The organism is Burkholderia metallica (assembly GCF_001718555.1).
GTDB classification, from domain to species: domain Bacteria; phylum Pseudomonadota; class Gammaproteobacteria; order Burkholderiales; family Burkholderiaceae; genus Burkholderia; species Burkholderia metallica.
The window spans coordinates 24,784-47,881 of the sequence record NZ_CP013401.1 but is presented as its reverse complement, the minus strand read 5'-3'; the positions used below and the strand labels follow the sequence as shown (position 1 = coordinate 47,881).

Sequence of the window (23,098 nt, the reverse complement as noted above, 5' to 3'; positions counted from 1 at the left end):
GAGATGTCGCCATGAAACTCCTGCTGGTCGAAGACAACGCCGAACTCGCGCACTGGATCGTGAACCTGCTGCGCGGCGAGGATTTCGCGGTCGACTGCGTCGGCGACGGCGAGCGCGCCGACACGGTGCTGAAGACCGAACGCTACGACGCGGTGCTGCTCGACATGCGGCTGCCCGGCATCAGCGGCAAGGAGGTGCTCGCGCGGCTGCGGCGCCGCAACGACAACGTGCCGGTGCTGATGCTGACCGCGCACGGCTCGGTCGACGACAAGGTCGACTGCTTCGGCGCGGGCGCCGACGACTACGTCGTGAAGCCGTTCGAATCGCGCGAGCTGGTCGCCCGGATTCGCGCGCTGATCCGCCGGCAGGCCGGCGTCGGCACGACGCAGCTCGTGTGCGGCGATCTCGTCTACGCGTTCGGCACGCGCGAATTCCGCTGCGGCGAAACGGTGCTGACGCTGCGCCGCCGCGAGCACGCGATCCTCGAAACGCTGATGCTGCAGCAGAACAAGACGGTGTCGAAGGCGCGGCTGATGGACAGCGTGTTCGCGCTCGACGACGAGCCGAGCGCCGACGCGATCGACATCTACATTCACCGGCTGCGCAAGCATCTCGCGGGTAGCACGGCCGAGATCATCACGCTGCGCGGGCTCGGCTATATCCTGCGCGCGAAGAGCACGCAGGACTGACGGGCGCGCCTGCGTCACCGCCGAACATCGATTCGTATCACGAAACGCATCGACCGCCTGCCGGTTGGCGGCGTGGCGCGTCTCCGCACGCGCTGCCGATCCGTGACGATTGCGCGTTCGGTGTTTTCACCGATCCGGTTCTTTCCTCCGGGAAAGCGGCGTGAAGGATTGCACCCTCTACGATGCTACGCGTCGGCCCTCTCGCTGTGGCCGGCAAGAGTCGGCATACATTACGTACTGCCAACGACAGAATTTCAATGCGGCAGCTCGGAGGAGACGATCTTGAAACGAAAAACCCTTGCCCTTTCCATCGCGGCGGCCGGCCTGTGCGCCGGTACCCAGGCGCACGCGCAATCGAGCGTGCAGCTCTATGGCCTGATGGACCTGAGCTTTCCGACCTACCGGACCCACGCCGACGCGAACGGCAAACACGTGATCGGGATGGGCAACGACGGCGAGCCGTGGTTCAGCGGCAGCCGCTGGGGCCTGAAAGGCGCCGAAGACATCGGCGGCGGCACGAAGATCATCTTCCGCCTCGAGAGCGAATTCGTGGTCGCGAACGGCCAGATGGAAGACAGCGGCCAGATTTTCGACCGCGATGCGTGGGTCGGCGTCGAGGACGAGCGCTTCGGCAAGCTGACGGCCGGCTTCCAGAACACGATCGCGCGCGACGCGGCGACGATCTACGGCGATCCGTACGGCTCCGCGAAGCTTTCGACCGAGGAAGGCGGCTGGACCAACTCGAACAACTTCAAGCAGATGATCTTCTACGCGGCCGGCCCGACCGGCACGCGCTACAACAACGGCATCGCGTGGAAGAAGCTGTTCGCCAACGGCATCTTCGCGAGCGCCGGCTACCAGTTCAGCAACTCGACGCAGTTCGCGACCGGCTCCGCGTACCAGGCCGCGCTCGGCTACAACGGCGGGCCGTTCAACGTGTCGGGCTTCTACAGCCACGTGAACAACGGCGGCTTCAGGAACCAGACGTTCTCGGTCGGCGGCAACTACACGTTCAGCATCGTGCGCCTGAATGCCGGCTACTTCCGCTACAACGGCGACCAGGGCTCGCTCGGCCAGCGCCACGACGATTCGTGGACGGTGTCGATGAAGATCGCCCCGAAGGGCGCGCTCGACTACGAGCTCGGCTACCAGCAGATGCGCGTGAAGAACGCCGCGAACAACGCGGACGGCTTCACGCCGAATGCCAACCTCGGCGCATTCAGCCTGACCAACGGCGTCGCCAACGGCTTCAAGGAGACGATCTACGGGTCGGTGTTCTACCACCTGAGCAAGCGCACCGAGGTGTACCTGGCCGGCGACTACATGAAGCTGCACGGCGGTTACACGGTGTCGTCGACGTTCGGCGCGAAGAACCAGCTCGAACTGACGTCGGGCATCCGCACGCGGTTCTGACCGCGGGGCGCCATCCGGGCGGCGCCCACCGGGCTCCGTCCCCTCCATCCGGGATTCTCCATGCGGGCACGCCGGCGCACTGCGCCGACCGTGCCCTTTTTTTCGTCGGCGCCGCCGGTTGGCCGGAGCGCCCGGCAAGCCGGCGCCGGCCGGCCCCGGGCGCGACGCCGCCGGAAGCCGCTTGCGGCCCGTCCGGTGGCCGACGAGCGGCCGAAACCCGCCCGATCGCCTCACATCGGCGCTTGACCTGCGCCGATCGACTCGCTAGCGTTTCGGGTTTGCCCGGGCGGCCATTGCCGCCGGTGCCGTGAGCGCGCCCGACGTCCTGGCGCGCACGGCCGGGCTCCGATGGAAAAGACGATGCAGAAACTCGATGCGGCCAGCCCGCAGGCGATGTCGACGGATTTCACCGCCGACAACGTCGCGCGCCTGAAGGCGCTGTTCCCCGAACTCGTGACCGAAGGCCCCGCCGGCGCGTCGGTCGACGTCGACGTGCTGAAGGCGCTGATCGGCGAACGCACGGTCGGCGACGCCGACGAGCGCTACGGTTTTCACTGGCACGGCAAGCGCAGCGCGCGCCAGGCCGCGCTCACGCCGTCGACGGGCACGCTGCGCCCCTGCCCCGACGACAGCGTCGCGTGGGACGACACGCGCCATCTCGTGATCGAGGGCGACAACCTCGACGTGATGAAGCTGCTGCACAAGAGCTATGCGGGCAAGGTGAAGCTCGTCTACATCGATCCGCCGTACAACACGGGCAGCGATTTCGTCTATCCGGACGACTTCAGCGACAGCATCCGCCACTACCTGGCGATGACGGGCCAGACCGAAGGCGGCGTGAAGCGCAGCACCAACACCGAGGCAAACGGTCGGTTCCACACCGACTGGCTGAACATGATGTATCCGCGCCTGAAGCTCGCGCATGCGCTGCTGTCCGACGAAGGGCTGATCGCCGTGCACATCGACGAGCACGAAGTGCATGCGCTCGTGCTGATGCTGCGCGAGATCTTCGGCGAGGAGAACGAGCTCGGCGTGGCCGTGTGGGACAAGCGCAATCCGAAGGGCGACGCCCGCGGCATCGCGTACCAGCACGAATCGCTGGTGCTGTTCGCGCGCAACGCCGAGACGCTGCTCGAACAGGCGCCGCTCAAGCGGCCGAAGCGCAACGCGCAGCGCATGCTCGACGCCGCTCATGACGCCGTCTACCGCAGCGGCAACGCGAAGGACGCGCAGAAGGCGTACCGCGCATGGTTGAAGGCGCAGACCAACCTGTCCGGCGGCGAAGTGATGTACGACCGGCTGTCGGAAGACGGCCGCGTGTACCGCCTCGTGTCGATGGCCTGGCCGAACAAGAAGAAGGCGCCGGACGAGTATTTCACGCCGCTGATCCACCCGGTCACCGGCAAGCCGTGCGCGATGCCGGCGCGCGGCTGGCGCAACCGGCCCGCGACGATGCAGGCGCTGATCGAGCGCGGCCAGATCGAATTCGGCGCGGACGAAACCACGCAGCCGCAGCGGATCTACTACCTCGACGAGAACATGTACGAGAACGTGCCGTCGGTGCTGCCGTTCGCCGGCTCCGACGACGCGCTGCTCAAGGCGCTCGGCATCCCGTTCGACCTGCCGAAGCCGGTCGATTTCGCGGCGGCCGTGATCGGCTGGTGCACGCGCGGCGACGACATCGTGCTCGACTGCTTCGCGGGCTCCGGCTCGACCGGCCACGCGGTGATGCAGGTGAACGCGACCGACGGCGGCGCGCGCCGCTACATCCTCGTGCAGCTGCCCGAGGCGCTCGACCGCCGCGACAAGACGCAGCAGGCGGCCGCCGATTTCTGCGCAAAGCTGAAAAAACCGCTGACGCTCGCGGAAATCACGAAGGAACGCCTGCGCCGCGCCGCGCAGCAGGTCGCGCGCGACTACCCCGAAAGCTATGGCGACCTCGGCTTTCGCGTGTACCGGCTCGACACGACCAACGTGATCGAGTGGGACCCGCGCCGCGACGACTTCGACCACGCCCTCTTCGCGTCCGTCGAGCACGTGAAGACCGGCCGCACCGAGGATGACCTGCTCGCCGAGCTGACGCTGAAGCTCGGCCTCGACCTGTGCACGCCGGTCGAACATCACACGATCGCCGGCAAGACCGTGCACCTGATCGGCCGCTCGATCGTCGCGTGCTTCGATGCGCGCATCGCGCGCGACGACGCGGGCCCGCTCGCCGACGGCATCGTCGACCTGCTCGACGCGAGCGGCGCGACACGCGACGTCACGTGCCTGTTCCGCGACAGCGGCTTCGTCGACGACGTCGCGAAGCTCAATCTCGCCGCGCTGCTCGAACAGCACGGCGTGAAGCGCGTGCGGAGCCTGTGATGCGGCTGCATTTCGAAGCGGATCTCGACTATCAGCGCGAGGCAATCGACGCCGTCTGCGACCTGTTTCGCGGGCAGGAGTCGTATCGCGGCGACTTCAGCGTGCTCGCGAACGCCGCGCCCGGCACGACGGCCGCGGCGCAAGGCTCGCTCGGCTTCGCGGTGTCGGAGCAAGGCGTCGGCAACCGGCTGTCGCTGACCGACGACGCGCTCGCGCGCAATCTCGCCGACGTGCAGCTGCGCGGCGGGCTGCCGCCGTCCGGCCTGCCCGGCTCGCGCGACTTCACCGTCGAGATGGAAACCGGCACCGGCAAGACCTACGTGTACCTGCGCACGATCTTCGAGCTGAACCGCCGCTACGGCTTCACGAAGTTCGTGATCGTCGTGCCGTCGATCGCGATCAAGGAAGGCGTGCACAAGACGCTCGCGATCACCGAGGATCACTTCCGCGCGCTGTACGCGGGCGTGCCGTACGACTACTTCCTGTACGACTCCGCGAAGCTCGGCCAGGTGCGCCACTTCGCGGCGAGCGCCGCGATCCAGATCATGGTGATGACGGTCGCCGCGATCAACAAGAAGGAGATCAACAATCTCTACAAGGACAGCGAGAAGACCGGCGGCGAGAAGCCGATCGACCTGATCCGCGCGACGCGCCCGATCGTGATCGTCGACGAGCCGCAGAGCGTCGACGGCGGCCTCGAAGGCCGCGGGCGCGAAGCGCTGGCCGCGATGGCGCCGCTCTGCACGCTGCGCTATTCGGCCACGCACGTCGACCGTCACCACATGGTGTACCGGCTCGACGCGGTCGACGCGTACGAGCGCAAGCTCGTCAAGCAGATCGAGATCGCATCGGCGATCGTCGAGGATGCGCACAACAAGCCGTACGTGCGGCTCGTCGGCGTGTCGAACCGGCGCGGCGCGATCAGCGCGCGCATCGAACTCGACGTCGCGACGGCGGCCGGCGTGAAGCGCCAGATCGTGTCGGCCACCGACGGCGACGATCTCGAACGCCTGACCAGGCGCGCGCTGTACGCGGGGCTGCGGATCGGCGAAGTCCACGCGGTGAAGGGCGCCGAATACGTCGAGCTGCGCCATCCGGAAGGCGAGGCGTTCCTGTCGCTCGGCGAGGCGTTCGGCGACATCGACACGCTCGCCGTGCAGCGCGAGATGATCCGCCGCACGATCCGCGAACATCTCGACAAGGAATTGCGCCTGGCCGAGCGCGGCGTGAAGGTGCTGTCGCTGTTCTTCGTCGATTCGGTCGAACGCTATCGCCGCTACGACGAGAACGGAATGCCCGTGAAAGGCGACTACGCGCTGATCTTCGAAGAGGAATATGCGCGCGCGGCCCGCGTGCCGGCCTACCGCGCGCTGTTCGACGGCGTGGACGTGGCCCTCGAAGTCGAGCGTGCGCACAACGGCTACTTCTCGATCGACCGCAAGGGCGGCTGGACCGACACGAGCGAAAGCAGCGCGGCCGCCCGCGAGAACGCGGAGCGCGCGTACGGCCTGATCATGCGCGAGAAGGAAGCGCTGCTGTCGTTCGACACGCCGCTGAAGTTCATCTTCTCGCACTCGGCGCTGAAGGAAGGCTGGGACAACCCGAACGTGTTCCAGATCTGCACGCTGCGCGACATCCAGACCGAACGCGAGCGCCGCCAGACGCTCGGCCGCGGGCTGCGCCTCGCCGTCGACCAGGACGGCGAACGCGTGCGCGATCCGGGCGTGAACACGCTCACCGTGATCGCGACCGAGCGCTACGAATCGTTCGCGGAGAACCTGCAGAAGGAAATCGAGGCCGACACGGGCATCCGTTTCGGCATCGTCGAGCAACACCAGTTCGCGGCGCTGCCGGTGCAGGAAGGCGACGGGCCCGCGCATGCGCTCGGCATCGAGCTGTCGCGCGTGCTGTGGAACCACCTGCACGAGCAGGGCTACGTCGACGCGCAGGGCAAGGTGCTCGACCGGCTCAAGGATGCGCTGCGCCAGAGCGCGCTGGTGCTTCCGGGCGCGTTCGAGATGCTGCGCGCGCCGATCGTCGCGACGCTGCGCAAGCTGTCGGGCCGCTTCGCGGTGCGCAACGCCGACGAGCGCCGCGCGATCGCGTTGCGGCGCGATGCGTCGGGCAAGGCCGTCGTGTTCGGCGAGGATTTCCGCGCGCTGTGGGATCGCATTCGTCATCGCACCGTGTACCGCGTCGAGTTCGACAACGCGAAGCTCGTCCGCGACTGCACAGCCGCGTTGCGCGACGCACCGGACATCGCGCGTGCGCGGCTGCAGTGGCGCAAGGCCGAGATCGACATCGGCAAGGCCGGCATCGAGGCGATCGAGGTGAGCGGCGCCGGCACGGTGCTGCTCGACGAAGGCGAGCTGCCGCTGCCCGACCTGCTCACCGAGCTGCAGGACCGCACGCAGCTCACGCGCCGTTCGCTCGCGACGATCCTGGCCGACAGCGGCCGGCTCGACGATTTCCGCGTGAATCCGCAGCAGTTCATCGCGGTCGCGGCCGACGCGATCAATCGCTGCAAGCGGCTCGCGCTCGTCGCGGGCATCGCGTACCGCAAGCTCGGCGAGCGCCACGTGCATGCGCTCGAATCGTTCGAGAGCGAGGCACTGACCGGCTACCTGCGCAACCTGCGGCCCGATGCGCGGAAGTCGATCCACGAAGCGGTCGTGTGCGAGACGGATGCGGAGCGCGCGTTCGCCGATGCGCTCGAGGCGCACGACGGCGTGAAGCTGTACGCGAAGCTGCCCGCGTGGTTCCGCGTGCAGACGCCGCTCGGCAGCTATCATCCGGACTGGGCTGTGCTCGCGGAGCAGGACGGCGGCGAGCGGCTGTACTTCGTCGTCGATACGCCGAATGCGGACGGCCACGTGCCGAGCGAACACGAGCGCGCGAAGCTCGCGTGCGGCGAAGCGCATTTCCGCGCGCTGGTGGACGGCGACGATGCGGCGCGCTTCGTGCGCGTCAGGCAGGCCGATGCATTGTTCGAGCCGGCGGTACCGCCGGCGAGCGCCGGGCGATAAGACGAAGGGCGGCATCGAGCCGCCCTTTTTTCATGGAACGCCGCGCGCGCGAGGCTATTGCGCCGGCTGCCCGCCCTGCACCGCGGCCTTGTGCTGCGCGGCCTGCTCCTGCGCCTGCTTCTTCGCCATGTGGTGGCCGACGATACAGCCGCCGACCGCCCCGACGACCGCGTGGTGCCCGGCGTAGTGGCCGGCTACGCCGCCGACCACCGCGCCCTTCATGCAGCCCGCCGCGTGCGCGCTGCCGATCGTTGCGAGCGCAACGACGGCGGCGGCGCACAGCCTGATGTGTCGAATGGGCATCATATCTTCATGCTCCTCTTGTCGCGATCAGCGGAACCGCTCAGTTCCAGCGGTCGCCGTGCCAGCCGCCGCGGTCGTGGTCGCGCCACTCGTGCTCGCGCCATTCACGGCGACGCCACTCGTGTTCGCGCCACTGACGCGCGCGCCAGTCGTCGTAGCGGTAGCCGACCGGCGCATACGCGACCGGCGGCGGAGCCACGTAGACGGGCGCCGGCGCCGCGTAGGCCGGCACGCCGATGCCGACCGACAGGTCGACGTGGGCCGATGCGACGCCCGAGGCTGCCAGCGCCGCTACACCGAGAACTGCACCGAGAATAAGTTTCTTGCTCATCTCGCGACTCCCTGCACGTGTCGTGCGTCTTGTGAATACGGTTTGGAGTCTAGGCACCGGACACTGACACAGGTGAAACGGGTCTGCGAGACAGGTAACGGACGTTTACAGGCGCCCGCAAAGCCTTGCCGGGCAAGGGAGAGCGCACACTCCAGACACCGTTGCAACGGTGCATCGGGCCGGTAAAAAAGGGTTGTCGGCGCGAATCGGGGCGATTCGATCGCGCTCGCCGGCGTGCACGAGCGTGCACCGGAGACGGAACCGCCCGCCCGCTTCGGCGCGAGCGGTTCGCAGCGGCGCGCGTTACGCGCGGATATCGTCGACGCTGCGCAGCCAGTGCACGCTGAACAGGTTGTCGGCGTCGGTCCATACCGTATCGGGCTCGAATCCCGCGCGGCGCGCGATCGCATGGAAGCCGTCGATCGTGAACTTGTGCGAGTTCTCCGTGTGGATGTGCTCGCCGGCGTCGAAGCGGAACGTATGGCCGCGCACGTGCACGGTCTGCGCGACGTCGCTGATGAGATGCATCTCGATGCGCTGCCGCTCGCGGTCGTAGAACGCGCAATGCGAGAACGCGTCGACGTCGAAATCGGCGCCGAGCTCGGCATTCGCGCGCACGAGCAGGTTCAGGTTGAACTGCGCGGTCACGCCCTGCGCGTCGTTGTACGCGTCGTGCAGCGTGCGCTCGTCCTTCACGAGATCGGCGCCGACCAGCAGGCCGCCGCCGCGCAGCAGCCGTGCGGCATCGCGCAGGAACGCATCGGCTTCTTCCGGCGAGAAATTGCCGATCGTCGAGCCGGGAAAGAAGCCGATCCGCCGCCGCGGCGTGTCGGTCAGCGCGGCCAGCTGCTCGGCCTTCGTGTAGTCGGCCGCGAGCGGCGCGACGTCGAGCCACGGATAGGCCGAACGCAGCCGCGCGGCCGCGCCGTGCAGGTAGTCGGCCGAGATGTCGACCGGGATGTAGCGCGCCGGCGCGTTCGCGTAGTTGCCCGCGAATGCGTCGAGCAGCACGCGGATCTTCTCGAGCGAGCCCGCGCCGAATTCGACGATGTCCGCATGCGGGCCGACGCGCTGCACGATCTCGGCCGCGCGATCGCGCAGGATGCCGAGTTCGGTGCGCGTCGGGTAATACTCCGGCAGCTCGCAGATGCGGTCGAACAGCGCGGAGCCGGCCGCATCGTAGAAGTATTTCGGCGAAATGCTGCGCGATGGGCGCGACAGTCCGTCGATCAGGTCGCGCTCGAACGCGCTCGGCCGCGAATCGCGGGCGGGTTGCTGGCCACCGCTCGTGGCCGTCTGGTCAGACGTCTCGCGCAAGTCGCACTCCCGTGAATTGCCAGCGTGCCGCCGGCGGAAAGAAATTGCGGTACGTCGGCCGTTCGTGCCCGGGCGGCGTCGCGATGCTGCTGCCGCGCAGGACCTGCTGGCCGACCATGAACTTGCCGTTGTATTCGGCCGCGACGCCCGCGAGCGGCCGGAAGCCCGGATACGGCTCGTAGGACGAACGCGTCCACTGCCAGACGTGCCCGAGCATCTGCCGGATGCCGTCGGCGGTGAACGCGGTTTCCCATTCGAATTCGGTCGGCAGCCGCGCGCCGGCCCATTCCGCATATGCGGCCGCTTCGTAGAAGCTCACGTGGCATACCGGCGCATCGGGTGCGAGCGGCTCGACGCCGTGCAGACCGAACGTGCGCCGCACACGCGTGCCGGCCACATCGTCGTCGTCGGGCATCCAGTACGCGGGCCCTTGCCACCCTTCCCGCTGCACCGTCGCCCAGCCGTCCGACAGCCAGAACTCTGGGCGCGTATACCCGCCGTCGGCGATGAACGCCGCGAATTCCGCGTTCGTCACGAGACGGTTCGCGATCTCGTACGGCCGCACGAGCGCCGTATGGCGCGGCCGTTCGTTGTCGAACGAGAACGCGTCGCCGTCGTGGCCGATCTCGACGAGCCCGCCCGGCTGGTGCAGCCAGCGCAGCTCGCCGGCGTCGCCCGCGGCCATCGCATCGCCGTCCATCCCGTTGCGCGGCCGGAACGCCGGCTTCAGCGGGTTGCACGAGAACGCATGCAGCATGTCCGTGACGATCAGCTCCTGGTGCTGCTGCTCGTGATTCAGGCCGAGCACGACCTCGGGCGCCATCGCGTCGAGCAAGGCCGCATCGGCGCCGGCCAGCGCGCGCAGCATCGCGTCGTCGACGTATTGCCGGTACGCATGCACTTCGTCGAGCGACGGACGCGTGAGCAGCCCGCGCTGCGGCCGCGGATGGCGCGGGCCGAGCGCTTCGTAATACGAATTGAAGAGGAACTGGAATGCCGTGTCGAACGGCGCGTAGCCGGGCACGCGACGCATCAGCACGACGGTTTCGAAGAACCAGGTCGTATGCGCGAGATGCCATTTGGTCGGACTCGCGTCGGGCATCGACTGCACGGCCTGGTCTTCGGCGGACAGCGTCGCGGTCAGTGCGACGCTATGGGTGCGCACGTCCTGGTAACGGCGCTGAAGCTGTGATGCAAGGAGGCTCATCGGTTTACCGTCCACGTCGCGATTCGCTGCGTTGCGTTGCCGGAAAAGGGAAAGCCTTGCGCTCGGGATGCGCGCGGCTGACGTGCGACCTGCTGCTGCGTCGTCGGGCAGCCGGCGCGCGCGCCGGGCCGCGGATGCGGCGTCACTTCGTCTGCCCGTGCAGAACAGTATGGGCCAGAAATGTGAACGTCGCGAATCGGATTTCGGGTGAAACGATTGCGAAAGAAAAATGAAAGCATCGGGCCGTGCCTGTCGCAGATGGGGCAAACCGCCGGCTCCTGCCGCGGCGGGGATGGCCGAGCGACGCAATGCGCATGCCCGGACCTGCACGCTACTGACGCCCCGTGACAGCCGTCCGGCGCGCACGAAAGGAGTCCGGCACGGATTCGTCGGAGAAACGGTGTCATACAGCCGATGTGTGCGCGGGTATCGCGGTCGTCGGCGCCCCGCCCCGCCGCACTGCCCGCCGCTCGTCGCCGCGCGCTTTTTCGGGTGTTCGAAAAATTTTTTGCATCGATGTCACACGCGCGGGGGGCTCGCTCGTCATATCACCGGAACCCACACGAAAGGAGAAGGAACCATGACTGCGAAACTCAATCCGTTTGCCGCCGCTCCCGCGCTGATGAAGAACTGGATGACCGTGTCGGTCGCCGTTGCCGGAAGCCTCGAGCCGACGCTGGTCGAGCTGGTCAAGATCCGCGCGTCGCAGATCAACGCGTGCGCGAACTGCATTAACACGCACACCGCCGAGGCGCGCGGGCAAGGCGAGACCGAGCAGCGCATCTACCTGCTGTCGGCATGGCGCGAAGCGGCCTGCTACACCGACCGCGAACGCGCGGCGCTCGGCTGGACCGAGGCGCTCACGCGGCTGTCGGAAGGCCATGCGGCGCACGAAGCGGCCTACGCGGCGCTGAACGACCACTTCAGCCAGGAGGAACAGGTGAAGCTCACGCTGATGATCAACGTGATCAACGGCTGGAACCGGCTCGCGGTCGGCTTCGGGCTGTGGATCGAGCCGGCCGATGCGAAGGCCGCCGCCGCGAAGATGGTGGCCTGATGACGAACCTCGACCCGGCCAAGGGCAGCGCCGAAGCGCGGGCCGACGCGGCGGCGAGCTTCGACCCGCTGCGTCGCACGCTGATCCGCGTCGCGTACCGGATGCTCGGTTCCGTCGCGGATGCCGAGGACATGGTGCAGGACGCGTTCATCCGCTGGATGGACGTCGAGCGCACCGAGGTACGCGTGCCCGAGGCGTTCCTGCGCCGCATGGTGATGCGCATGTGCCTCGACCAACTGAAGTCCGCGCGGCACCAGCGCGAGACCTATATCGGCCCGTGGCTGCCCGAGCCGGTCGTCGAGGAAGACGAACAGGAAGACGTCACGCTGCCGCTGCTGCTCGCGCTCGAACGGCTGTCGCCGCTCGAACGCGCGGCGTTCCTGCTGCACGACGTGTTCGGCCTCGAGTTCGACGAAGTGGCCACGACGATCCAGCGCGAGCCGGCCGCGTGCCGGCAACTCGCCGCGCGGGCCCGTACGCACGTGCGCGACGCGCGGCCGCGGTTTCATGTCGAGAAGCAGCGCGGAATCGAACTGGCGGAGGCGTTCTTCGCGGCGTCACGCAGCGGCGACATGCGCGCGCTCGGCGCGATGCTCGCCGAGGACGTGAGCCTGCATTCCGATGGCGGCGGCAAGCGCACGGCGGCCGGCAAGCCGGTGTTCGGCTTCGAGCCCGTGATGAAGGTGCACGAGTATCTGGCCGGGCTGTTCGCCACACATGCGTCGAAGCTCGTGCGGGCGTGCTTCATCAACGGACTGCCGGGTTTCGTTACGCTGGAATCGGATGGCGAGCTGCAGACGACGGCGCTCGAGATCGAGGACGGGAAGATCGTCGCGATCTATGTCGTGCGGAATCCTGACAAATTGAAGCACCTGCATTGACGGTGGCGGGAGCCCGCGCTGCATGCCGTGCGTACGCATGGCGGCGGTGCGCCCTGCCCGATTCTTCGTGTCGTTTGTTCGTATCGTTACGTCCGGCTTCGCCTGTTATCGGTTGGCCGTTGCCGGTCGTCGCGATCAATACGGCCCGTGCAACATCATCATCAGGACGCCGAGCAACGGCGTCGCGACCGCGAAACCGGCCGCCGCGAGCCAGTTCGTGCCGCCCTGCGCTTCCAGCAGCGCGAGAAACGATTCACGGGACGTCGCGTTCGGACGCAGCTTGTCGATCCTGCGTTCGACGTGCGTCCGGTAGAGGCTGTTGCCGCACCAGCCGATCGCGACCGCGATCCCGATCGTGACCGGATCGATCGTGCTCGATTCGAAGTATGTCGGGAAGTACAGCAATTCGACCAGCGTGATGCCGAGCGTCGCACCGAGCACGGCGGCCGCCTGCCAGTACATGCCGCGATACGCCATCCAGACCGGGCCCAGGACGCACGCGGCCCAGTTCCAGGACTGCCGGTTCTTTCGCGACGCGGCGATCGCCCATTTCTTCTCGAACCAGTCGGCTTTCTTGCCGACGTAAGCGGCGATCTCGTCGTTGCTCGCGGACGATGTGGCGGTCGTGACGTCGGACATGGTCGTGTGCTCTCGGTCGCGCGGATCGCGCGTCATTGTTTTGACGGGTTGGCAATCGGGCGACGGTCGGAACAGCCGCTTGGATGCGCACACGATTCTACGCGCGGCGCAGTGCCCGTTGTGTGGCGGACTGAAGTGTCGGTGAAAAAGGATGCGATGCCGTGGATCGCGCAACGCTTCGGGGCAGCATGCGTTGTTTCGGCAGGAAAAAGAAAAACGCCACGCGAAGTTGCCGCGTGGCGTTTGTATGTTGGCGAGCCGCATTGCCTGTAGGCAAGTTGTGCTGCCAGACCCCTTCATTTTGTTCGTTGGTAGGCTCGATTGGATTCGAACCAACGACCCCCACCATGTCAAGGTGGTGCTCTAACCAACTGAGCTACGAGCCTAAGAAGCCGCGAATTATAGAGAGGGTTTTTGAGGAGCACAAGCCCCTTCGTGAAAATTTTTTGAATCGCGGTGCGCGGAGGTCGACGATCGATGTTGCGTGGCGATGCCGCGTACGTTGATCTCGCCGCTTCGCGTCACAGCAAAACGCGTCGATGCACTGTGGTGTTATCCACATTGCCCTCTGGATAACCATCCGGCAGGCCTCTGGATTCACAGTGGAACGATTGAGGATATGTCGCCGCGGCTGTGAATCGACGAAAAGTTGTTCTGTGCTGCGCTGAGCTGTTCACGTCGCGCACCCAGGGTTATGCATTCGGCTTCCTGTCGCGAATTCATGGGCTTAGGGACGTTATCCACTGTGAGGCACAGGGTTTGTTAACTATCACTACGTATGTATACGAACTCTGTTAACACCTTTGGATAAGCACAGTCCGTCGACTGTGATCTGCGCAGGATATGCACTGCGTGCGGGGATCAAATGAACGAAGCCGAAGACTGTGGAGGGCATCGGCCGATGCTCGTGCCAACCCCTCTGTAGAATTGCCGTCATCCCTGACGAGCGGTCCCGTGATGACTGATGTATGCGAGATAAGGCGATGACATACGAGGTTCTGACGGTGTTGCGCGGTGCGATTGATCTGTCCGATGGCGAGCACATCGTTCCGGTGTCGGGCGAAGCGTTGCTGCCCGTCGCGAACCATGGTCCGGCATTCGTCGTCTACGTCGGTTCGATGAAGTACATCGCGTAGAGGCACGATGGCGAGACGATCGACGATGTCACGCGACAGGCTGTGATCTCGGCGATTACCGCTCATTTCTCGTCACGACGGTCGACCGTCGACTTCGAATCGTGAACGGGCAAGGATGAAACCGAAAAAGGAAGAGCGTGGTGTTCGCGCACCGAGGCGGTGATAGGGCCGATCGTTTGCCATCGTGCCGGAGACGTTGAACCCCAGGGGCCTGGGTGACGATGGCGAGCCGGCCTGAACCGAACGATGCGACAACGGCAGACACGATCCGCATGACGGAGCGAGCGGGGGGTGTTTCGGTCACGTCCCGTTTCATGGTCCGACGATTAACATTGATGCACTGATTAAACGGTAAAATCTCGCCCGACTAAGTCACAGACACCATCCGAGGGTGCTGAAATAAAAAAGGGCCGCATCATGAACATGCCGGACATCGCCGCCGCGCTTCGCGGCGGCTTGCTTCAGCAGGATCGTTTGCTCAAGTTGGACACCCCTCTGGGCGGCAACGCACTTGCCGTACAGCGCGCGGTTGGCCGATCGCGGATCGGCAGGGACTACTCATTCACGCTCGATGTCGTATCGAGCAATGACAGCCTTGAACTCAAGAAACTGATCGCTCAGCCTGCGACGCTCTGGATTCAGCTCGAGAACAATGCGTACCGGCCTGTCAGCGGTTATCTTTATACCGCGCGCCGGCTGGGCGCGAACGGCGGCCTGACGACCTATCAGCTGGAGCTACGTGCCTGGATGCATGTGCTTCGGTTTCGCCGCGACGAGAAGATCTGGATCGACAAGAACGTCGAGGAAATCATTTCCGACGTGCTAGGCATGCATCCGGAAGCGCGCGGGCGGTTCCGCTTTGCGTTGTCGCAACCTTTGGCGAACCGTTCGTACACGCGGCAGAGCGAAACGGACTGGGACCTCGTGCACCGGCTGATGGAGAGCGAAGGGCTGTACTGTGCATGGCAGCAGGCCGACGACGGCAAGTCGCATACGCTCGTCATCACCGACAACCTGCAGGCATTCGCTCCACTGTCGCCGGAAACCGTGCACTTCTACCGCGGCGGCACGGCAGGCGAAGCCGACGCGTTCACGCAATGGTCAGGCACGCGCACGCTGCAGAGCGCGACGCTCACGACACGCACGTTCGACTACAAGAATCCTTCGCAGCCATCGAACCCGAAGGGCACGTCGTTGCCGACGATGGGTGGCCAGGGCGAGTTGCCGGATCAGCTCGAAGTCTACGAGTACACAGGCGCCTACACGTATCCCGACCAGACGCGCGGCGATCATCTGACGAAGGTCAAGATGGAGGAGTGGGAGTCGCGCGCGAAGCGTTTCCATGGTTCCGGCGGGGTTCGCGCTATCGATGCCGGCCGGCGTTTCGCGCTGGCCGACCATCCGCTGCATGATCGCGACGCGGCCGACCAGCGGGAGTTCGCCGCGATCGAGGTGGCCTGGTGGATCGAGAACAACTTGCCCGTACCCGATAGTGATTCGGATTTCCCGCATAGCTTGAAACGCTCGCTCGACCGGATGCGAGCGCGATACGAAAACACGCCTGGGCTTCAGGTATCACATGACGATGGTTCGGTCGGCTTCTATCTCGTCGAAGTCGAGGCGCAACGCGTGAGCGTGCCGTACCGCAGCCCGTTCGAGCATAAAAAACCGGAGATGCATCTCGAAACGGCAATCGTCGTCGGGCCGCAGGGCGAGGAGGTCTATACCGACTCGTTGAACCGGATCCGTGTGCAGTTCGTGTGGGACCGGTTGAATCCGGGCAACGAGAATGCGTCGTGCTGGGTGCGCGTCGTGCAGTCGGATACGGGCGGCGGCTACGGCGGCGTACACGTGCCGCGTATCGGCGAGGAAGTGCTGATCGACTACGTCGGCGGCGACTGCGATCGGCCGCTGGCCGTCGGGCGCGTGTACAACGGCGCGAACCAGCCGCAGTGGCATAGCGACGGGATCCTGTCCGGCTACAGGTCGAAGGAGTATTCGGGCGGCGGCTACAACCAGCTCGTGATGGACGACGCGACCGGGCAGAACCGCGTGCAGCTGATGAGCAGCAGCGCGAACAGCCTGCTGCATCTGGGCTACATCATCGACCAGAACGGCAATTCGCGAGGATCTTATCTCGGCAGCGGGTTCGATCTGCGATCGGATGCGTATGGCGCGGTGCGCGCGAGCCAGGGCCTGTACGTGACGACGCACCCGAAGGCGGCGAACAGCCAGCCGCTCGACGTGAAGGAGGCGCAGCAGCAGCTCGTGACGGGCGAGAGCCTCATCGAGGCGATGTCGGGCGTGAGCGAGCAGCATCAGGCGGAGAGCCTGAAGGATGCGCAGGACACGATGCGCACGTTCACGGATGCGACGCAGGACAGCGCATCGGGCAGCGCGTCCGGCGGGCGCACGGCAGGCGGCGGCACGGGTAATGCGAACGCGTTCAAGGAACCGGTGATGCTGTTCGGCAGCCCGTCGGGAATCGGGATGTCGACGCAGCAGTCGGTGCACATGGTCGCGAACGATCATGTGAACGTGGCGAGCGGGCAGAGCGTGCACGTCGCGGCGGGCAAGTCGCTGATCGGCAGCATCGGGCAGAAGCTGAGCCTGTTCGTGCAGAACGCGGGGATGAAGCTGTTCGCGGGCAAGGGCAAGGTGGAGATCCAGGCGCAGTCGGACAACATCGAGGTGACCGCGCAGAAGGCGGTGAAGGTGGTATCGGCGACGGACCGCATTGAGATTGCGGCCGATCAGGGGATCCTGCTGACGAGCGGCGGGGCCTACATCCGGATCAAGGATGGCAATGTCGAGGTTCATGCGCCCGGAAAGATCGACGTGAAGGGCGCGTCGCATACGTTCGCGGGGCCGGCGAGCATGGGCTATCCGTTGCCGAGCCCACGGCCGGATCAGCCGGGGCAGCTGGAGTTGCTGCACCAGTACGCGAACGGCGAGGGTTTCAAGGGCGGCAAGTTCACGGTGCTGGACGCCAGCGGCGGCGTGTTGCGGGAAGGCGCGCTGGATGCGAACGGACATACGATCGTGAGCGGCTTGCCGGCCGGTGCTGCGCAGGTCCAGTTCGGTGAGGATCCGCGCAATCAGTACGATCCGTCGAGCGTATTCAAGACGGCGCAATGGCCTGCGAAGCCGATGCAGGAAGGGAATGCGGCTGCGACGGCGATGTCGCAACTGGGCGGCCTGCTGCCGCCCGGTGCACTACCGGCTCCGACGAAGTTGGCGGCCGTCGCGGGGCAGGCCGCACAAGACGGCATCGGGAAGGCGTTGAGCGGACAGGCGATGGGGCTCGCGCAGGGCGCGCTCGCGAACGTGGTGCCGTCGGGCGCGATGGGCGCGGTGTCGGGGGCGACCCAACTGGCCGGCATGGCGGGGCAGGTTGCCCAGGGAGGTGTTGGTCAGGCGATGAGCCTCGCCAAAGGTGCCCTTGCCAGCGCGTTACCGTCTGGTGCCGGTGCGGCCCTTTCGCAGGCCAGCCAACTCGGCGCCGCAGCCCAGCAGGTCGGTGCGCTAGCCCAAGCCGCGCGAAGTGCCGTGCCTGCGCTGAAGGTTCTCTGAGTATCCGCTCGCGCAAGGCGCGACCCATCACTTTCGAATAAAGAACAACCATGACCGCTTCTTCGGGCGTCGTTCTTCCCAAGCCGACTGAGGTCTACGTCGCGCCGTTGCTGCAGATCGAGACCATCGATGTAAAGGCCGGCGTCAAGGCTTGTGACCGATGGTTGCGTGCCATCAGCCACGACTTCATCACCATCGAGCGGCTCGAGATGGTTGCCAACGCGCTACCGGTGGTGGCGAATATCATGGCAGCCGTCGATCTCGTGCTCGATATCAAGGACATGATCGAGCATGGACAGAGCGGCAAGCATCCCGATGTGTTCGATTATCTGAACCTCGGTCTGGACCTGATCGGCATCATCCCGATTCCACCCGGTACTGCCGAATTCCGGATGGGTGTGCGTCCGGTGATGAAGCTCGTGCGACAGAAGGTCGTCGAAAGCGGCAAGGCACTCGGTGAAGCGACATTGCAGGTCATGCAGACCGCACTGCTGCAGGCACTCATCGACAGTCTGAGCGAGCAATTCGCCGGCCGTATTCAGAGTTTCGTCGATGGCGTGAAGAAAGAGCTGGACAACCTGCTCAGGACCTGCGCCGATTACATCGAGAAATTCATGGTCGGCTTCGCGCGCCTGTTCGAGGAGGTGGCGGGCGAGAAGCAATTGAGCGTCGCGCACAATGTGCGAGCGGTTGGGCAGCATGCGGGGCAGGTTGCATCTGGCTTCGCGGCGCATGATGCACGCAAGACGTTTGCGGGGCTCGGTCATTTGATCGTCGACTTTGTGAAGATCGAAGCAAAGGAGCTCATCAACACGGGGACGCAGGCGGCGAAAGTGCTCGATCTCAAGTATCGCGAGCCGCTGCTGAACATGGCGAAGACGTTGCGCACCTTGGTGCCGGTGATCAAGGAAAAAATCCTTGCGCTCGGCGGCGTAGACGCGGGCAAGATCGGTTGGCTGATCAATCTTATCCAGGTCGCCATCGACAAGAAGCGCGACTTTTTGCATCGTCAGCGCAAACACCAGACCGGAATCAAGGAGCAAGGCAGCACGAAGGTGCACCGCCAGGAGGGGGAGGGCCAGAAGGAATCGGTCCGGCATACGGAAGAGGCGGAGCATCCCGGCCCGAACGACTGCAAGCTCGGATGTCCGGCGTCGACGCCCGCGGCGGCGACGAGACGTTCAGTCGGGTTTGCTCTGGGCGACGAACGGGTGACCCATCAGGATTTCGTCCTCCCCGGCGTGATGCCGATCATATGGAGCCGCACCTATCGGTCTTTCTTCGACGCAAATGACGTGCATGGTGAACTCGGCGCCCGATGGATCACATCATTGACGACGCGCATCGACATGCATGCATCGAAGCTCGTATATCACGATGCGACCGGTCGCAGCATCGACTATCCGCTGCTTTCCCCGGGCGACGCGCACGATGATCGCGGCGAAGGATTGACCTTGTTGCGGCTGGACGAGTCGTGGATGACTGTCACGCGAGGCCACGAATTGCTTGAAGCATACGAGAAGCGTGGCGACGCGTTTCGTCTCGCATTCATCAAGGATCGCTCCGGCAATCAGCTGACACTCGACTACGACGCGCAGCAACGCCTCTCTCGGATCATCGCGCCACAAGCGATTGTTGCGTTTGCATACGACGACAAGCATCGCATCGCCGAGGTGCTGCATCACGATAGCGAAGGAACACGGGTCGGCACGCTTGCGCGTTACGAATACAGCGAGGACAACGATCTCGTCGCGGCAACGGATCGCAATGGCAACCGCCGTGAATATGCGTACCGTCACCACCTGATCACGCGCTATACGGACCGCACCGGTCGTGGCACCAACCTTGAATGGAACGGAACCGGACCGAAGGCGAAATGTGTTCGCGAATACGCGGATGGTGGCAGCGATGAGACGCGCTTCGCGTGGCACCCCGACTTCCGGATGGTGAGCGTGACCGATGCGCTCGGCAACGTCACGCGACACTACTACGACCGTTATGGCTATCCGTTCAGAATCATCTATCCGGAAGGCAGCGAGGAGTGGATGTATCGCGATGTGCACCACAATCTCGTGCAGCATACGTATCCGGATGGCGGCAACGAGAAGATGGCGTATGACGCCCGCGGCAATATGGTGCGCCACCAGCGTGTCGACGGCAGCGTGATCGAGATGGAATATGACGAGAAGGATCAGATGATTCGCATTGTCGATCCGCAGGGGCATGCATGGAAACGCGGCTATGACGAAGCGGGGAACGTCGTGCTGGAGACGGACCCGCTCGGCCACGAGACGAAATACAGCTACAACGCGCAGGGGCTGCCGAGTGAAGTGATCGATGCGAAGGGCGGCACGACGGTCATGGCATACGATGAGGCTGGACGACTGACTGCGCATACCGATTGTTCGGGCAAGACGACGCAGTGGAAATACGATGCGCAAGGTCGGTTGGTCGAAGCCACGGATGCGATGGGTATCGCGACAGCGTTCGGCTATGGCGCAAACGGCTGGCTGAATGAGGTGCGTACGCCAGCGGGCGTTGAACGCTTTCAATACGACGCCGAAGGGCGTCTGCTGAATTACACCGATCCAATGAACCGCACGACGCGCTACGGCTACGATGCGGCGGGCCGGTTGCATGCGCGCAGCGATGCCCTCGGCCACACGCTGAACTACGGCCACGATCGCCTCGGCCGGCTGGTCAGTCTGACCGATGCGAATCAGGCCAGCTATCGGTTCACCTATGACCCCGTCGGCCGGCTGCTCGAAACGGTCGATTTTGATGGGATAGTGACGCGTTACGGCTTCGATGACGAAACGAGTCGCCTGTCGACCATCGACGTTGCGGGAAAGGTCACACGGGTCGAATACGATCGAGCAGGCCGGCTGACACGCCGCGCAAGCGGCGATGCCGACGAGCGCTTTGCTTACGATGCGCTCGGTCGTCTGGCCGACGCGCAAAATGCATTCAGCCGCGTGCAGCATTTCTTCGATCCGGTCGGCAATCTGGTTCGCGAACATCATGCGTACGACTTGTTCGGTGTCAAGCGCAGCTACGTGTGGCATCACACGTATGACGAGCTGGGCAACCGCAAGCGGACGATCCGACCGGATGGCCACGCGGTCGACTGGTTGACCTACGGTTCCGGGCATGTCCATGGGATGCTGCTCGATGGCGACGAACGGATGCAGTTCGAGCGGGACGACCTGCACCGTGAGGTCCGGCGTGTGCTGCCGAGCAAACTGATCCAGAGCACGGGTTACGATTCGGCGGGCCTGATCCGCAGCCAGACTCTTCAGCGCGAACATGCGCCCGCACCGCTGAGCGGCAGACATTACCGCTACGATCTCGCGGGTCAGCTGACGCATGTCGAAGACAGTCGGCGCGGACTGAGCGACTATCGATATGATCCGATTGGACGATTGATCGAGTCGATCGGGCCCGGAGGCACGGAGCGGTTCGCGTTCGATCCGGCTAGCAATGTGATCGACGCACGGAGTCCTGATCATCCTCAGGCGCGCACGCCGGCGAGCCCGGTTCGGCCTGAAAGCACGTTGCCACCGCAGGTGTCGAAGGTGCTCGGCAACCTGCTTCGTGCGTATGCGGGCAAGCAACTCGAGTATGACGCGCAGGGTAACCTCGTCGAAACCCGAGCGGCGGGTAGCCTGCAGCGCTTCGAGTGGGACGGATTCAATCGACTGGCACGAGCCCTGACTGAAACCGAGGCACGCCGCAGCGAGGCACGTTACTTCTACGATGCGTTCGGGCGGCGAATCGCGAAGGAAGTCGATGGTGTTGTGACGACGTATGGCTGGGAAGGCAACGCGCTCGCATACGAAAGCGGCGCCACGAGCAGTACGCATTACGTGTACGAGGCTGATTCGTTCGTGCCGCTCGCCCAGTATGTCGGCGCGGCGGTCGAAGGTGTGGAAACGCCGAACCACGATGCCGCGATGCGTCATACGCCTGAGGATGATCCACTGCGGCGAATTCCGGAACCGAAGTCGAAGGCAGGGGTGTACTACTACCACTGCGATCAGATCGGCACGCCGCAGTTGTTGACCGACGAGCTTGGGGACGTGGTGTGGGAGGCCAGCTACAAGGCTTGGGGTGACGCGCGAGAAGTCATCGAGCGCGTATCGCGTGCCACGGGCTTGACGGTGCGCAATCCGATCCGGTTCCAGGGGCAGCAACTGGATGACGAGACCGGGCTTGCCTATAACCGGCATCGTTACTACGCTCCGGAGAGCGGACGTTTCATTTCGAAGGATCCTGTCGGCTTGCAGGGCGGACTGAATACGTATCGGTACGGCCCCAATCCCACGGGCTGGATCGATCCGTTGGGCACGACCTGCAAGAAGTTCAAGTCCGGCCGATTTGCGACGCCGGATGGTGCGGCAAAGGCCGCCTTGCTCCGATACAACGACAAGTCGATTCGCGACAACCTGGAATACGGTGGGCTCATCTATCGGACACCGGATGGTCGGTTCGACTATACGAAGGCGATCCGGGGCGATGGGGCTGAGGTTAATCCGTGGGATTCACGCGCGCCCCAACCTCCGAATTGCGCACAAGAGGTCGGTTACTGGCACACGCACGGCGACCACACAGATCGCCGCGGTAACAGAACGACAAGGAACAGGGACTCCTACGACAGCAACAATTTTTCGGATCAGGACAAGGCGGTGGCCGAGATGGGGCTGGGTGACGACCCAGACTACCGAGGTTACCTTGGCACGCCAAGTGATGGCCACAAGGGCTACCATGCCGCCACGAAAGCGGTCTATTCACTATGAAGCATATCGCCCCGCTTCTTCTATTGACGATTCCTGTGCTTGCCATGAGTAAAACAATTTTTGGTGATGCGGACAACGATCGCGTCACCCTCAATACCGCAACAGTCATCGGGCTGCGCTCGGCCTATGCCGACTTCGAAAAGAGCGAGCAGGACATCAATAATTTCGAAGTGTCCGTCTACGAACGAATGGCATCCAACGGCGAAGGTGTCGATGGAAAAGACGTCATTGGCGTATCGTTTACCGCAAAGCTCATCCCGGGAATGAAGGGCCTTGGTAACGCAAACCGGCTCGGGAAGTCGATCAACTACGTCATCTCGCCAGAGAACGGAGAGATCCTTGCGATCTATCTGGCGAGATAGT

The 23,098-nt window shown here is 64.7% G+C and carries 15 protein-coding genes and 1 tRNA gene; 10 read left to right on the top strand and 6 right to left on the bottom strand.

What is annotated here, in order from left to right:
• Positions 1–11 precede the first annotated feature (11 nt).
• The 4 genes from WJ16_RS00165 (at position 12) to WJ16_RS00150 (ending at position 7,495) form a co-directional block, all read left to right on the top strand.
• Positions 12–689 (top strand): response regulator, encoded by a 678-nt coding sequence (locus WJ16_RS00165; protein WP_069255365.1) that lies wholly within the window; start codon positions 12–14, stop codon positions 687–689.
• Between the two features lie 282 nt (positions 690–971).
• Positions 972–2,102: a porin gene (locus tag WJ16_RS00160; RefSeq protein ID WP_069255364.1), complete on the top strand. Its 1,131-nt coding sequence runs from the start codon at positions 972–974 to the stop codon at positions 2,100–2,102.
• Positions 2,103–2,450: 348 nt separating this feature from the next.
• Positions 2,451–4,469 (top strand): site-specific DNA-methyltransferase, encoded by a 2,019-nt coding sequence (locus WJ16_RS00155; RefSeq protein ID WP_069255363.1) that lies wholly within the window; start codon positions 2,451–2,453, stop codon positions 4,467–4,469.
• Positions 4,469–7,495, top strand: coding sequence for a type III restriction-modification system endonuclease (locus WJ16_RS00150; protein WP_069255362.1), 3,027 nt, complete (start codon positions 4,469–4,471; stop codon positions 7,493–7,495). Before WJ16_RS00155 ends, WJ16_RS00150 begins: the two co-directional genes overlap by 1 nt.
• Positions 7,496–7,549: 54 nt before the next feature.
• On the opposite strand, the gene WJ16_RS00145 is transcribed toward WJ16_RS00150, so the two are convergent.
• From WJ16_RS00145 to egtB, 4 genes are all read right to left on the bottom strand, one after another.
• Positions 7,550–7,801, bottom strand: coding sequence for a hypothetical protein (locus WJ16_RS00145; protein WP_069255361.1), 252 nt, complete (start codon positions 7,799–7,801; stop codon positions 7,550–7,552).
• A 37-nt stretch (positions 7,802–7,838) separates the two neighbouring features.
• Entirely contained in the window at positions 7,839–8,129 is a 291-nt protein-coding gene (locus WJ16_RS00140; RefSeq protein ID WP_069255360.1) for a hypothetical protein, read from the bottom strand.
• 303 nt (positions 8,130–8,432) lie between these two features.
• On the bottom strand, positions 8,433–9,446 hold the full coding sequence (gene egtD, locus WJ16_RS00135) for an L-histidine N(alpha)-methyltransferase (RefSeq protein WP_069255359.1): 1,014 nt from the start codon (positions 9,444–9,446) through the stop codon (positions 8,433–8,435).
• A complete protein-coding gene (gene egtB / locus WJ16_RS00130) occupies positions 9,430–10,653 on the bottom strand; it encodes an ergothioneine biosynthesis protein EgtB (protein ID WP_069255358.1) in 1,224 nt (407 codons plus the stop codon). The genes egtD and egtB overlap by 17 nt, the downstream gene beginning before the upstream one ends.
• 580 nt (positions 10,654–11,233) lie before the next feature.
• On the opposite strand from egtB, the gene WJ16_RS00125 reads away from it, so the two are divergent.
• Together WJ16_RS00125 and WJ16_RS00120 are read left to right on the top strand one after the other, a co-directional pair.
• A complete protein-coding gene (locus tag WJ16_RS00125) occupies positions 11,234–11,710 on the top strand; it encodes a carboxymuconolactone decarboxylase family protein (RefSeq protein ID WP_069255357.1) in 477 nt (158 codons plus the stop codon).
• A complete protein-coding gene (locus WJ16_RS00120) occupies positions 11,710–12,591 on the top strand; it encodes a sigma-70 family RNA polymerase sigma factor (protein ID WP_069255356.1) in 882 nt (293 codons plus the stop codon). The genes WJ16_RS00125 and WJ16_RS00120 overlap by 1 nt, the downstream gene beginning before the upstream one ends.
• 135 nt (positions 12,592–12,726) lie before the next feature.
• Here WJ16_RS00120 and WJ16_RS00115 read toward each other — a convergent pair whose 3' ends face one another.
• Entirely contained in the window at positions 12,727–13,230 is a 504-nt protein-coding gene (locus tag WJ16_RS00115; RefSeq protein WP_069257898.1) for a DUF2628 domain-containing protein, read from the bottom strand.
• 309 nt (positions 13,231–13,539) lie between these two features.
• Positions 13,540–13,616: transfer RNA gene (locus tag WJ16_RS00110), tRNA-Val, on the bottom strand.
• A gap of 597 nt (positions 13,617–14,213) precedes the next feature.
• On the opposite strand from WJ16_RS00110, the gene WJ16_RS35470 reads away from it, so the two are divergent.
• The 4 genes from WJ16_RS35470 to WJ16_RS00090 all read left to right on the top strand — a co-directional run bounded on the left by WJ16_RS35470 (position 14,214) and on the right by WJ16_RS00090 (position 23,097).
• Complete coding sequence (locus WJ16_RS35470; protein WP_236858168.1) at positions 14,214–14,366, top strand: hypothetical protein; 153 nt, start codon at positions 14,214–14,216, stop codon at positions 14,364–14,366.
• 417 nt (positions 14,367–14,783) lie between these two features.
• Entirely contained in the window at positions 14,784–17,939 is a 3,156-nt protein-coding gene (gene tssI, locus WJ16_RS00100; RefSeq protein ID WP_069255355.1) for a type VI secretion system Vgr family protein, read from the top strand.
• A gap of 50 nt (positions 17,940–17,989) precedes the next feature.
• Complete coding sequence (locus tag WJ16_RS00095) at positions 17,990–22,735, top strand: RHS repeat-associated core domain-containing protein (RefSeq protein WP_069255354.1); 4,746 nt, start codon at positions 17,990–17,992, stop codon at positions 22,733–22,735.
• A complete protein-coding gene (locus tag WJ16_RS00090; protein ID WP_335622438.1) occupies positions 22,732–23,097 on the top strand; it encodes a hypothetical protein in 366 nt (121 codons plus the stop codon). The genes WJ16_RS00095 and WJ16_RS00090 overlap by 4 nt, the downstream gene beginning before the upstream one ends.
• The last annotated feature ends 1 nt before the right edge of the window (position 23,098 follow it).